This is a genomic window from Roseateles sp. (genome assembly GCF_036404855.1).
Classification (GTDB): domain Bacteria; phylum Pseudomonadota; class Gammaproteobacteria; order Burkholderiales; family Burkholderiaceae_C; genus Pelomonas.
This window is the reverse complement of sequence record NZ_DASWYS010000200.1, coordinates 1-13026: the sequence shown is the minus strand read 5'-3', so window position 1 is coordinate 13026 and position 13026 is coordinate 1. Positions and strand designations below refer to the sequence as shown.

12 protein-coding genes and 1 pseudogene are annotated in these 13026 nt (G+C 62.5%); 9 read left to right on the top strand and 4 right to left on the bottom strand.

Going from position 1 to position 13026, the window contains the following annotated elements; genetic code table 11:
* Positions 1–3: 3 nt before the first annotated feature.
* A complete protein-coding gene (locus tag VGF12_RS13340; RefSeq protein WP_331176521.1) occupies positions 4–1302 on the top strand; it encodes a DUF1329 domain-containing protein in 1299 nt (432 codons plus the stop codon).
* A gap of 331 nt (positions 1303–1633) precedes the next feature.
* Here the strand turns inward: VGF12_RS13340 and VGF12_RS13335 are convergent, their stop codons facing one another.
* Entirely contained in the window at positions 1634–3112 is a 1479-nt protein-coding gene (locus tag VGF12_RS13335; RefSeq protein WP_331176520.1) for a hypothetical protein, read from the bottom strand.
* A 397-nt stretch (positions 3113–3509) separates the two neighbouring features.
* Between VGF12_RS13335 and VGF12_RS13330 the strand changes: the two genes are divergently transcribed.
* The gene (locus VGF12_RS13330) at positions 3510–4226 is read left to right on the top strand and encodes a hypothetical protein (RefSeq protein WP_331176519.1); all 717 of its coding nucleotides are present in this window, start codon (positions 3510–3512) and stop codon (positions 4224–4226) included.
* A gap of 99 nt (positions 4227–4325) precedes the next feature.
* Here VGF12_RS13330 and VGF12_RS13325 read toward each other — a convergent pair whose 3' ends face one another.
* Positions 4326–5732, bottom strand: coding sequence for a PLP-dependent aminotransferase family protein (locus tag VGF12_RS13325; protein WP_331176518.1), 1407 nt, complete (start codon positions 5730–5732; stop codon positions 4326–4328).
* A 171-nt stretch (positions 5733–5903) separates the two neighbouring features.
* Between VGF12_RS13325 and VGF12_RS13320 the strand changes: the two genes are divergently transcribed.
* The 7 genes from VGF12_RS13320 to VGF12_RS13290 all read left to right on the top strand — a co-directional run bounded on the left by VGF12_RS13320 (position 5904) and on the right by VGF12_RS13290 (position 10564).
* Complete coding sequence (locus VGF12_RS13320; protein ID WP_331176517.1) at positions 5904–6092, top strand: DUF2970 domain-containing protein; 189 nt, start codon at positions 5904–5906, stop codon at positions 6090–6092.
* Between the two features lie 77 nt (positions 6093–6169).
* A complete protein-coding gene (locus VGF12_RS13315; protein ID WP_331176516.1) occupies positions 6170–7606 on the top strand; it encodes a cytochrome ubiquinol oxidase subunit I in 1437 nt (478 codons plus the stop codon).
* Positions 7606–8616 carry a cytochrome d ubiquinol oxidase subunit II gene (gene cydB / locus VGF12_RS13310; RefSeq protein WP_331176515.1) on the top strand — a complete coding sequence of 337 codons (1011 nt, stop codon included), beginning with the start codon at positions 7606–7608 and terminating at the stop codon, positions 8614–8616. The genes VGF12_RS13315 and cydB overlap by 1 nt, the downstream gene beginning before the upstream one ends.
* The gene (locus tag VGF12_RS13305) at positions 8616–8762 is read left to right on the top strand and encodes a DUF2474 domain-containing protein (protein WP_331176514.1); all 147 of its coding nucleotides are present in this window, start codon (positions 8616–8618) and stop codon (positions 8760–8762) included. Before cydB ends, VGF12_RS13305 begins: the two co-directional genes overlap by 1 nt.
* Before the next feature lie 97 nt (positions 8763–8859).
* Positions 8860–9519 carry a bifunctional 4-hydroxy-2-oxoglutarate aldolase/2-dehydro-3-deoxy-phosphogluconate aldolase gene (locus tag VGF12_RS13300; RefSeq protein ID WP_331176513.1) on the top strand — a complete coding sequence of 220 codons (660 nt, stop codon included), beginning with the start codon at positions 8860–8862 and terminating at the stop codon, positions 9517–9519.
* A 179-nt stretch (positions 9520–9698) separates the two neighbouring features.
* On the top strand, positions 9699–9938 hold the full coding sequence (locus VGF12_RS13295; protein WP_331176512.1) for a hypothetical protein: 240 nt from the start codon (positions 9699–9701) through the stop codon (positions 9936–9938).
* 248 nt (positions 9939–10186) lie between these two features.
* Complete coding sequence (locus VGF12_RS13290) at positions 10187–10564, top strand: hypothetical protein (protein ID WP_331176511.1); 378 nt, start codon at positions 10187–10189, stop codon at positions 10562–10564.
* On the opposite strand, the pseudogene tnpC reads toward VGF12_RS13290, so the two are convergent.
* A pseudogene (gene tnpC, locus VGF12_RS13285) lies at positions 10561–11904 on the bottom strand (IS66 family transposase); the annotation flags it as partial. The gene VGF12_RS13290 and the pseudogene tnpC overlap by 4 nt on opposite strands.
* 150 nt (positions 11905–12054) lie before the next feature.
* The coding region (locus VGF12_RS13280; RefSeq protein ID WP_331176510.1) for a hypothetical protein at positions 12055–13026 on the bottom strand (972 nt) is incomplete at its 5' end.

The window sequence follows — 13026 nt, the reverse complement described above, 5'->3', positions numbered from 1 at the left end:
CAGATGAAGCGAATGATCCTTTCCCTCGCCGCCTCGAGCATGGCGGCCGGCGCGCTGGCCGCCACCGAGGCCGATCTCGAGGCCTCGTTCAATCCCTACAAGCACGGTTTTCCGAGCTTCCCCGGCCTCGCCGTCGGCACCGTGATCAGCAAGGCCAACGTCGAGCAGTTCAAGGACGCCCTCGACGCCGGTATGTACCTGGCGGTGAAGAACGGCTGGACCGAGATCAAGGTGGGCCCGACGACGCAGTTCTCGCTCAACAAGGCATATGTCGAGGCGACCCGCAAAGGGTTGAACAAGACCAAGCTGGGCGCCAAGAATGGCGAGATCAGCGGCTTCGAAGCAGGGCGCCCCTTTCCCGAGGAGCCGCGTGCCGACGACCCGCGCGCGGGCGAGAAGATCGCCTGGAACTTCAAGTACGGCATCAACTGGGGCGACAACGCCGCCATTGACCCCTTCTTCTGGAAGTACCGCAACATGACCAGCGGGCAGGTCGAGCGCACGATCAAGTTCGACTTCCACTTCCTGAACTTTCGCCACCGCGTGCAGGACGCGCCGGTGCCTGAGGTGACCCCCAATCCGTCGGAGCTGTTCCGTGGCATCTACGTGCAGGTGCAGGAGCCGCAGGACCTGAAGAACACCCAGCTGCTGATACAGCGCTACGACGACGACCTGAAGTTCGACGACGCCTACCTCTACCTTGGCTTCCAGCGCCGTGTGCGGCGCCTCGCCACGGGCCAGGCCACCGATGCCTTCCTCGGCTCCGATCTGATGATCGAGGACTTCGAGGGCTACAACGGCCGCGTGTCCGACATGAAGTGGACCTACAAGGGCACCAAGAACATCCTGATGCCCTACTACAACCACAACGAACTGGTGTTGACGGACGAGTTCAAGCAGGCCGATGGCTACAAGTTTGTGGACTTCGGAGGGCAGGGCGGCTGCTTCCCCAACATCACCTGGCAGTTGCGCAAGATCTATGTGCTGGAGGCCGAGCCCGTGAACGGCGCACATCCCATCAGCAAGCGCGTCTTCCACATCGACGCCCAGGTCTACAACATCAACCGCACGCTGATCTACGATCGCAAGGGCGAACTGTGGAAGAGCTGGACCATCGGCAAGTCGCATCCGGACTTCCATCTGCCGATCAACAAGGGCACCGGCATCGCGATTGACGATTCGTTCTCGATGATCGACGTGCAGTCCAAGCACTGCACGACCGGGCAGTTCAAGGGACAGGTCGATGCCAAGCAAAACCCGCCCAGGCTGTTCCAGGTGCAGAACCTGCGCGGCGGCAACTGAAGTCAGGGCCGGCCCGCAACGGCCGGCCGTTTCACTGCCCCGGTTCTCTAGCTAGCTGTCAAGCGGGATCGCCGCGATCGCCACGCATCCCGGTGGGGAACTCGGCCCCAGAACCGCAGTCACTTGGACGAGCGATTTGAATGAGGCGGACGACAACGTCCAAGCAGGAAGAGGGCACCCAAAAGGCGTACCTCGACCGCAGTCCTCATTGGGCTTGACGAGCGAATCGTCGACCAGGTCCTTGAACATCTCCAAGCCATCTGTCCGGCGGCGCGCGCCCAAGGACCGGCATGGAACGTCGATCATGCCAGCAGCCGCGCATGTGCCTGTGTCACGGGCCCATGCCGGCCTCCTTCGCCGCTTTGCTGCCGTCCCAGTAGTTGACGTCGCCATACAGATTGATCTCGACTGGCCGATCCCTCGGATCACTCACCACCGTATTGGCTTTGACCAGCAGGCCGCTCTGATTGAACAACTGCCAGCGGGCGGTAGCGGTGCTGTTCATCCAGATCCGCAGCGACGAGAAGATGGCCAGCGGTCCAGGCTGGCGCACGATGGTGTCCGCATGGGCCGCCACCGGCGTGATCTTGAGAGTCAGGGTGCACCGAGTGGACACCAAGTCACTGACGGCTTCTCCGCGCGCCGCCAGGATCAGCGGTGAGTTGCCAGCCGCATCGGGCGTGTTGACCTTCAGGCCGAATGCGACGCCCTGATCGAGAATGCCTGAGACGACCTTCACCAGTGCGGCGAGCGCGTCAGCCTCATCGGCGAGCTTTTTCTTCTTCGCCTTGGTATCAGCGTTGTCGCCCTTTGCCGCTTCCGAGCTTCTCTTCTTCGCGGCGATCGCCTTATGGGCCACTTCGATGGCCTTGCGGGCGTCCTCGATCTCCTCAAGCAGCTTTAGGTACAGACCGGCAGTCTGCGACTTCGCGGCCGTGTTGACGACGATCGCCGAAGGGTCCAGCCGCGGGACCGTCATCTGGGCCTCCACCTCGCCCTTCAGCAGTTCGCCGAAGGTGTCCCCGACGCTCTGAGTGCCGAAGCTGTAGCTCGGCCGTAGCGCCGACGAGATCGCGGCGGTGAACTGGAGGGCCACCATCAGCGTTTGGGGTGCGACGACCTTCAATTCAAACTGAACATTGCCGCTGGCCTGGTTCAGCTGTTCTTTGGCCGCCTTGACCTGGAAAGTTGCGAGTCCGATGCTGTTTCGAATCGACGTGAAGGCGTCGATCGCCTGATTGACCGTGTTGGGGTCGGAGATGAGGATGACATCCGACTCGGCAGCCACTTTGACGGCTTCCTTCACCAGCGGCCGCTCCGGCTGCAGTTCCTCCAGGGGATTGGGCTGCACCTCAGCTTTGCGCACAGGGAGGCCCGTGCGGCACGCTGACGCTTTCACTTCCTTGTTGACTTGCGCAGCGATGGTCGTGCCCAGCTTCTTCGCTGCAATGGCCGCCATCATGTCGGCCGTGGCCGCGAGGTTGGGTGCGGCCGTCGCATCCTTCTTGTAGCTGCTGAAGTCTGGAATCGACGCCTTGAGCAGATCCAGCTTGGCCTTGTCGGCATCGGTCTGGGCTTTGGTGAGCGCGAGCTGCGCACTGGCATCCGCGTTCGCTGCAGCTGCGGACTGCGCAGCGATATCGGCGTTCGCCTTGGCTTGCCGTGCGAGCTGCTCCAAGTAGTCGGCCTGGGCCTTGGCCTGGTCCGTCTGCTCGTCCGCACGGGCTGCCATTGCGGCGAGGCACAGGCTAGCGAGCACGGCGGCCGCCAAAGGATGGATGCGGCACTTCAAAAGGTGGCTTCGCGGCACGGTGATCTCCCTAGGATTTTTGGCGGCCGAACTGTCGCCGCGCCCACTACGAGGCGAATCCACACAGTTGTGGATCCAGGTGTGGCAATCCGGGTGATATGCACTACCCGTCAATGACCGGAAACACAGTTGCAAGTCATGGCGTGGCGTGCCCCACAGTGCAAGCGTTGCCAGACGGTCAGTGGTATGTTCGCAACCTGCTTTCCGCAGCGCGGCAAGCCATTGATTTCATTGGAAAATCTCAAGCCCCTTCAGGGGGCGCCGGCACCAGCCCTTTTTACTCGTGTCCCGAGCTCATCCCGCCCGTCTTCACGTTCTCCTGGCGCGCGACGCATCGACGGCGGTCGTCATCCGCCGAGGCCCCAGCCGCCACACCGCGCTCGTTGGCTGGGACAGGGTGACCGACCGATTCAAGGTGGGGCAGTGGCTCTACGGGCGCATCTACGAGCGGCGCTGCGACCTGTCGCCGGACGGCAAGCACCTCGTCTACTTCGCGATGAATGGCCGTTGGGACTCTCGGACACGAGGCGCCTGGACGGCAGTCTCGAAGGCGCCGTACCTGAAGGCCCTGACGTTGCTGGCGAAGGGCGACTGCTGGCACGGGGGAGGTCTGTTCGCGTCGAGCAAGGAGCTCTGGGTCAACGACGGCCACGGACACGACGTGCTTGAGGATGACGCACGCATCCAACGTGCGGCGCCGTATCCGTGGCACGAGCAGTACGGCGGCGAGTGCCCCGGGGTGTACTACGTGCGCCTGCAGCGCGACGGCTGGACGATGAAGTACACGGCGCCAGATAGCGCCGGAGGCACGGTGACGATGTTTGAGCGACGCATCAACACGCACTGGCGCCTGCGCAAACTCGCTCACGCCACCATGCATCACCCGGTAGGCAAGGGGTGCTACTTCGATGAGCACCAGCTCTTCAACGCGCGCACGGAAGATGTCGTCGCCTTGCCGAACTGGGAATGGGCTGAGGTCGACGGAGGGCGCGTCATCTGGGCCGAAGAGGGCGTGCTGTACGGCGGGCGCGTCGAGGATGAAGGTCTTGGCAAGAGCAAGTTGCTCTTCGACTTCAATCCGATGACGTTTGAGAAGCTGGCAGCCCCGTACTGACGCGGGGCTCGGTCTCAGGGAGCGACGGGAGGAGCCCCATCGAACAAGGTGAGTGCCTCGCCACCCAAGCCGCTAGCCCTTCAATTGATGGGCGCCAGTTCATGCAAGCGCCTTTGCAATCTGGCCCAAGGTTCTCAGCGCGCCATCGACCTGTTTGTTGTCAGGATGACCGAAGTTGAGCCGCAGGTGGTGTGTGAAACGGTGGTCGGCAGAGAACAGATGCCCCGGCGCAATGCTGATGTCATGAGACAGGGCGACCCGGTGCAGTTCGAGCGCGTCAATCTGGGCGGGCAGCTCGACCCAGACGCAGTATCCGCCCTCCGGCTGCGTGACGCGGGTGCCTGGAGGAAAGCACTTGGCGATGGTCCTCAGCACGGCCTGGCGGTTCGCAACGAGGGCTTGACGAAGCTGCCGCAAGTGCCGGTCGTATCCGCCCCGCCGGAGGTACTCGCTCAGGCCTTCCTGCATCGGCACCGGCGCGGCCAGTGAGCTCATGAGCTTGCGACGACCGACGTCGCGGGCAAACCGGCCAGCGGCCGCCCAGCCAACGCGAAAGCCCGGTGCCAGCGACTTCGAGAACGAACTGCAGTGCAGCACCAGGCCGGCTTTGTCCCAGGCCTTGGCAGGGCGGGGGCGCGAACCGAAGTACAGCTCGCCGTACACATCGTCCTCGATGAGCGGAATCTCGCGCCCCGCAAGCAGCGCCACCAGCGCGGCCTTGGCTGCATCAGGCATCAAGCTGCCCAAGGGGTTCTGGAAGTTCGGCATCAGCCAGCATGCCTTGACCGGATGGCGCTCAATGACGGCCGCCAGCGCTGCCACGTCGACGCCGGTGCGCGCATGGGTCGCCACTTCGACGGCTTTGAGTCCGCGGCGCTCGAGCGCCTGCAAGGCGCCGTAAAAGGCCGGCGACTCGATGGCGACCAGGTCGCCGGGCTTCGTGACGGCCTCCAGGCACAGATTCAAGGCCTCCATCGCGCCGTTGGTGATGATGAGCTCGTCGGCGTCGACCTTGCACTCGGCGCCAAGGTAGCGCAGGCCGATCTGGCGCCGCAGCTCGGCGCTGCCTGGCGACAAGTCCTCCACGGTGCGCCACGGGTCCAGTCCACGCACCGCCTTGCCCAGGGCGAGCGACAGCTTGCCAAGCGGGAACAGGGTAGGGCTCGGGAATGCAGAACCAAGCGGAACGACGGCCCGGTTGCGCGACAGCCCGAGGACCTGGAACACCAGCTCCGACACCTCGACGTTGTGCTCCTCGGTCTTCGGGGCCGACGCGCCAGGTTCCGGATGGGGGATGGCCGCCTGGCTGACGAAGTAGCCGGACCGCGGCCGGGCTTCGATCAGACCGCGGGCCTCCAGCAGGTAGTACGCCTCGAAAACGGTGGATGGGCTGACGCCGCGGTCCTTGCTCGCCTCGCGGACCGACGGCAGCCGGTCTCCAGGGCGCAACTGCCCTGCAGCGATGGACGCCATCACGTGATCGGCAAGGATTTCATAGCGCTTCATGCGGTGTGCTGATACGGCCCATGGCCTCGGACGAGTGCACTGTATGGGCTGCCGCCATATCTCTGTGAAAGCCCCCTCAGACGCTCATCTGATCCGGTGTTTCTCTTCAAATCTGAATCTGTTTTTCTGAAATCGCCAAGCGCACACTGACGGTTCGAAAGAGAGGTCGCCATGTCCCTGCTGAGCTACGCACGAATGATCTTGTGGAGCTTCTTCGGCATCCGCCGACGGGCGGGTGCTGACCAGGAGCTCGCCCGGGTCAAGCCGGGCGTTCTGATCGCTGTTGGCATCTCGATTGCCGGTTTGTTCTGCCTTTTGGTTTGGACGATGGTCAACGTTGCCGTCCGCACCTTCAGCTGAGCAGCGGGAGCTGGGAATGCGGCACTACGCCATGACTGCGATGGTGATCACGTCGTGAGGCCCGCCAAGGAGCACCCATGTCCATAGACGCCTTGCTGTTGGCGCGCATCCAGTTCGCCTTCACCATCTCCTTCCACATCGTCTTTCCGGCCCTCACCATCGGATTGGCCAGCTATCTGGCCGTGCTGGAAGGCTTGTGGCTGAAGACGAAGCACCAGGTCTATGACGACCTGTATCACTTCTGGATCAAGGTCTTCGCCGTCGCGTTCGGCATGGGCGTGGTGTCGGGCTTGGTGATGGCCTACCAGTTCGGCACGAACTGGAGCGGCTTCTCGAAGTTCGCTGGCGGCATCACGGGCCCGCTGCTGACCTATGAAGTGCTGACGGCGTTCTTCCTGGAGGCCGGTTTCCTCGGGGTGATGCTCTTCGGCCTGCGTCGTGTCGGGCCTGGGTTGCACTTCATGTCGACCGTATTCGTGGCCCTCGGCACACTGATTTCCGCCACATGGATTCTGGCGTCCAACAGCTGGATGCAGACGCCGCAGGGACACGAAATCATCGACGGCCGGGTGGTGCCTGTCGACTGGCTGGCCGTCATCTTCAACCCGTCGTTCCCGTACCGTCTTCTGCATATGGTCGTGGCAGCGTTCCTGTCGACGGCGCTGATGGTCGGTGCGTCGGCGGCCTGGCATTTGCTCAGGGGACGCGACAGCGCCCCAGTGAGAACCATGTTGAAGATGGCGATGGGCATGGTGCTGGTCACCGCGCCGATTCAAGCGGTCATCGGCGACTTTCATGGGCTCAACACGCTTGAGCATCAGCCGGCCAAGCTTGCGGCCATCGAAGGCCACTGGGAGAACAAACCTGGCGAGGCCGTGCCGCTGATCCTGTTCGGCGTTCCGGACATGCAAGCGGAAATCACGCGGCATGCGATTGAGATCCCCAATCTGGGCAGCCTGCTATTGACGCACACCCTGGACGGTCAGTTCCCTGCCTTGAAGGAGTTCCCACCCGAGGATCGGCCGAACGCCACGGTCGTTTTCTGGAGCTTCCGGGTCATGGTCGGGCTGGGCTTGCTGATGATCCTTCTGGGCATCTTGGCTCTGGTCACGTACCTGCGCGGCCGCCTTCACTCGTCAAAGCCATTGCTGCGCTTCGCACTGGCGATGGGCCCGGCGGGCTTGATCGCCATCCTGGCCGGGTGGATCACCACGGAAGTCGGGCGCCAGCCGTGGGTGGTCTACGGCGTCATGCGCACCAGGGACGCGGTGTCCGCTCACAGCTTCGAGCAGCTTGCCGTCAGCTTGGCCATCTTCGTGGTCGTGTACCTCTTCGTCTTCGGCACCGGAACCGTCTACCTGCTGCGCATCATCGGCAAGGGGCCGCACACCGGGGAGCGTGCTCATCCGGTGGAAGGTGGCCCCGGCGAAATGCGGCAGCCGATGCGCCCACTGTCCGGCGCACCGGAGCAACTTGAAGGGGCATCGCCTGCAAACCAACGAGGAGACCAGTGATGGGCATCGACCTCCCTCTCATCTGGGCCATCATCATCCTGTTCGGGGTCATGATGTACGTCATCATGGACGGGTTCGACCTCGGCATCGGACTGCTGTTCCTGGTCGTCGATCCGAAGGATGACCGCGATCTGATGATGAACACGGTCGCCCCGGTCTGGGACGGCAACGAGACCTGGCTGGTGCTGGGCGGCGCGGGCCTGCTGGCGGCATTTCCCGTGGCGTACTCGGTCATCCTCAGTGCCTTGTATTTGCCGCTGATCCTGATGTTGGTGGGGCTCATCTTCCGGGGCGTGGCGTTCGAGTTCCGCTTCAAGGTCCCGGCCGGCAAGCGCAGGGTGTGGGACAAGTCGTTCGCCGGCGGCTCGCTGCTGGCAACGTTCTTCCAAGGCGTCACGCTGGGCGCCTTCATCGACGGCTTTGCAGTGCAAGACGGCAACTTCGTCGGTGGTGCCTTCGACTGGCTGTCACCGTTTTCTGTATTTGTCGGCCTGGGACTCATCGTGGCGTATGCGCTGTTGGGCAGCACCTGGCTCGTGATGAAGACCGAGGGGGCACTGCAGGCACGCATGCGACGTGTCTCGTACCGGTTGTCATGGGCGCTGCTGGCGGTCATCGTCGCCATCAGCATCTGGACGCCGCTGGCGCATCAGGCAATCCTCGACCGCTGGTTCACCTGGCCCCGCATGATCTGGTTCGCGCCAGTTCCTGCGCTCGTGTTGGCGGTGACCTGGGGGCTTCAGACTTCGCTGGGGCGCCAATCGACGCACGCCTTGCCCTTTGTGCTGACGCTGGTGTTGATCCTCCTCGGGTACAGCGGGCTGGGCATCAGCTTCTGGCCCAACGTATTGCCGCCGTCGATATCGATCTGGGACGCTGCCGGCCCGCCGCAGAGCCTCGGCTTTGCGCTCGTCGGCGCGCTGCTCATCATCCCGATGATCCTGATGTACACCGCTTGGAGCTATTGGGTGTTCCGCGGCAAGGTGCGGCATGGCGAGGCGTACCACTGATGCCAGGGCAGCCCGTTTTGCCAACCCGCCACCTGTGGCTTCGGCGAGTTGGCTGGCTGACGATCATCTGGCTTGCCAGCGTGCTGGCCCTGGGGGTGGCCGCCCTGGCAATGAAGCTGGTCATGCGGCAGCTTGGGTTGAGCTAGGCCAATGAGGTGGTTCCATGTCCGCCGGGACCAAGCATGAACAACAACAACGACGAGCGACTCGCCCCGCGCGTCATAAACCTGAAGCAAGTTCACCATGAAGAAGCTCGACGTACTCGCCGCAATCCGAGACTCAAAGGTCATCGCCATCGTTCGAGAGGACGAACCGGACATCGCACTCAAGGTGGCGCAGGCGTGCATAGACGGCGGCATTCGCTGCCTGGAGATCGCGCTGACCACGCCGAACGGTCTGGATGTGATTTCGGCTTTGTCCAAAACCGACGGCGTGGTGGTCGGGGCAGGAACGGTGCTGGACCCCGAGACCGCGAGTGCTGCCATTCAGGCCGGCGCGCTATTCCTGCTCTCACCAGCCGTCAATGCCGAAGTGATTCGCATGTGCTCGCGACATGGCGTCGTCTCGATTCCAGGCGCCTTTTCGCCGACCGAAGTCGTGACGGCCCTGGAAGCCGGTGCGGATGTGGTCAAGATGTTTCCTGCAGCATCGCTTGGACCGAACTACATCGATGCCATCGCGGCGCCATTGCCGCAGGCCGTTTTTCTTCCAAGCGGGGGTGTCACCATCGACAATTTCCCTGGGTGGTTCGTACGAGGTGTGGTTGCTGTCGGCGTGGGCGGACCTTTGACCTGTTCCGCAGCAGGCGGTGACTATGGTGCGATCACCGCAACCGCCCGCCGATTCGTCGCCGCCGCGGCCCGACAAGGCTCACGGGCCGAAAGGGCTGCCACCTCGTGGTGAAGGAGGGCGCCAGGGCTGCCGTTTGCCGTTGAGGCGGGGTAGGGCGCCTCAAGATAGACAACATCAAGCAACTGGTCGGAAGTCATCAAAATGGATTGTGTTCTTGTAGTCCCCGGAACATTCAAGCTGGTCGTGTTCAGCACGGACAACGTCAATTAAGAGTCTGGAGCATCGGAATCATGGAATGGGTGCCCACGGTCTTCATCGCGTTCAAGGTAAGCGTGCTCGGAATCGGAATGTTTCTCGCCGTCAAGTGGCACTACGACAAAGCGAGAAAGGAGAAGGGGCCTGAGTCGCAGCGTGCGGTGCTTTGGGCGGCCGGGAAAGTGATCATTGCCTTCGCGCTGTTGCTCGTCGCCCTACTGTTGCTGACCTTCGGTATGGGCTCCGTGCTTGGCATCGACTTGAACCTTCCGTGATCGAGAAGCGGTTAGCCACCTGAGCCCCCAGGACGCTCGTGGAATTTCGGAGCAACCGCTACGCAACTGGCTCAAAGGAGACAAGGACAGCCAGCTGACGGGCGCAGGCACGAAGCCGGTGAGGCCTGAGCATGGAGATTCTCTTGGAGAAGGCAACGTAAACGTACGGGGAAGTCACCTTCGATATGGGCGCAGGGGAAGAGCTCGGCTACCCTTGTGGACCTGAGGCACTCGTAAGCATCCCCGTAATGGGCAAGTTCCAGCATCACTCGCGTTTTCCGAAGCAGAAGCATGTGCAGGCATTTCGCTTCCCGTTTGTCTGCTTCGGTTGCCGCAAGTCGTTCAAGTTGCCGGTCAGTACAGGATCGCGACTTTGCCCCCAGTGCAGGCGCCCGATGGAGATGCTTAGCAGGAAGTTCTCGGCACCGAAGTCTGCTGATATTGCTCAGTGGAAGAAGGTGCAGTTTCTTGTGGAGCACGGCTTCCGCTTTTACTCCGTCTACAGGAACGTCGAGTCGGGCGGCAAGCAGTCGGTCCGCTATCCAACAACGCTGGCAGAGGCAAAGGACTTTGTCGTCGTGTTTCGCGAGCAAGCTCATTTGCCGGCGGCTACAGACTTGTTCTAGCCAGTGGTGCGCGCCGGCTTCGGCAGCAGCTCCGCGATCCTGCTCGCCGGCTGCGTTGGCAGGCGCTCCAGCACATCGCGCATATAGGCGTGAGGATCAAGCCCATTGAGCTTGGCCGAGTGGATGAGGCTCATCACGGCCGCAGCTCTCTTGCCCGCGCGCAAGCTGCCGGCGAACAGCCAGTTCTGCCGCCCCAGTGCGATGGGCCGGATGCGGTTCTCCACCCAGTTGTTGTCGATGGGCAGGTCACCGTCATCGAGGTAGCGGGTCAGGGCCGTCCAGCGCTTGAGGCTGTAGTCGATGGCCCGCGCGGTGGCTGAGCCCTCCGGCACGCGCTGGCGCTTTTGCCGGAGCCACTGGTTCAGTGCATCGGCCAGCGGCCGGGCTGCTCGGCGGGCTTCGAGCCTGGCTTGGCTGTCGGCGTTGGCCGCTGCTCGCTCCACCTCGTAGAGCTGGCCGAAGAACTTCAGCGCCTGCTCGCCGACCTGGCTGCCATGATTGGCCCAGAGCTCATGGAACTTGCGCCGCGCGTGCGCCATGCAGCCGGCCTCCGTCACGCCCAGCTCGAAGCAGGCCTTGTAGCCGGCAAAGTCATCGCACACGAGCTTGCCCTGCCAAGCTGGCTTGCCCGGCGTTCCCGGCAAGCCGAGGAAGTCACGGGCGTGCTGGCCACCACGGCTGTCGGCGAAGTCGAAGACGACGGCCTTCAGCGGGCTGAACTGGGTGCTGCAGTAGCTCCACAGGTAGGCCCGATGGGTCTTGCCGTCGCGCTGGCCGGCGGGCTTGAGCATCGCCACCGGCGTCTCGTCGGCATGCAGCACCGGCTGGCGCAGCAGCTCGGTGGTCAGCGCGTCAACGAGCGGCTGCAGTTGCACGCCGCACTCGCCGACCCACTGCGCCAGCGTGGAGCGCGAGATGGCGTGGCCGGCACGCTCGAAGATGGCCTCCTGCCGGTACAGCGGCAGATGGTCCAGGTACTTGGCGACCAACACCTGGGCTAGCAGGCCAGTCGTCGGCAGGCCCTTGTCGATGATGTGTGGGGCGACCGGCGCCTGCACGATCCGCTCGCAGCACTTGCACACCCACTTGCCGCGGATGTGACGCTCCACCGTGAAGACGCCAGGCTGGTAGTCCAGCTTCTCGGCCACGTCCTCGCCGATGCGCTGCATGGCCTGGCCGCAGCCGCAGGTCGTGCTCTCGGGTTCATGGCGCACATCGCGGCGCGGCAGGTGCGCCGGCAGCTTCTCGCGCCGAGGCTGTTGCCGCTCACCAGCGGCGCGGCTTGGCTGCAGCGCCTCAATCTCGGCGGCAACAGCCGCCAGGTCGCTGTCCAGCGTCTCATGTTAGACCTCGTCATGCATCTACATGCGGATGAGCTCATCAACGTGCACTGGACGAAGGAAATCGAAGCAGAGTGGACGCGCAACGTTGTCGCCAAGCAAGGCGCGGACGCCGAAGGAATTCAGGCTTGCCTTCGGGGCATCCCCCGCTCACCTGGGCTGCCTTAGCGACTGCCAAAGCTGGCGCCGAATCTTCCCTTCGATTTCAGCAACGATGGCCGAAGCGGCGAGTTGGTCGGCTTGGGAGAGCTTGAGCGGATGGCAAACGAACTTGGTCCCGCACTCGTTTAACAAACGAACACGGTTTTGTAACCCACTGCTATCACCGGACAATCGCTCATAAAGCTCGTTAGAAATGTGACGCCTCAACGTCAGGTTCTGGCGTATTTCCGGTGGGACCAATGCTTGCACATTCTTGTTTAACCAATTCTCCAATCCGCTTGGATACGCCGCTGGATTGGAGAGCAGCGCAATTTCCCACTCGTTCAACGCCCGACCTGGACTTCCGTCGCCAGTTACTCTGACTTTTGTTGTCACCGACGTCAAAATAGCCCTGTTTGCCTTAACGTAGCTGAGATAGTCCTCAAAGTCACCACTCTTGCAAATGTCTTCCAGTTGTTCACGGGAAGACTTTATCTTGGCAGCCAACTCTGCGTTCTGATCCGCTCCTACCAACGCAATTTCGTCTAAAGATGGTGGATTTCGCGGGAATGATGTGCACACAGCCGCAACAGACAATGCAGACAATTTATCTTCCGGATTGCTGGACGCCTTTGCTCTCTGAATGAAACTGGAAAGGCTGTTGGAATTCGAAGCCTTCCTCTCTTCGGCATTCTGGATTTTCGAACGTATTGAAGCATCCTGCGCTACAGGATGCTGCCTACCTATGGGGTCAGACCCTGCAACATCTTCAAACCTCAGCCCACCCCTTCGGCCTGCCGGTTCCGAAGATTCTCCAGAGTCATATAGAAATATCAAGCCCCCGGCTAGTGCAAGGAGGCCAAGAACGAAGAATGTAGATCTATTCACGCGAAACAGGGTGCGCTGCCCCCAGGATTCGTAGCACTTCGATCTAGAGCCCAGGGGTTTGCATCGTAGTTGTCGACGCGGGGTTTGGCGCGG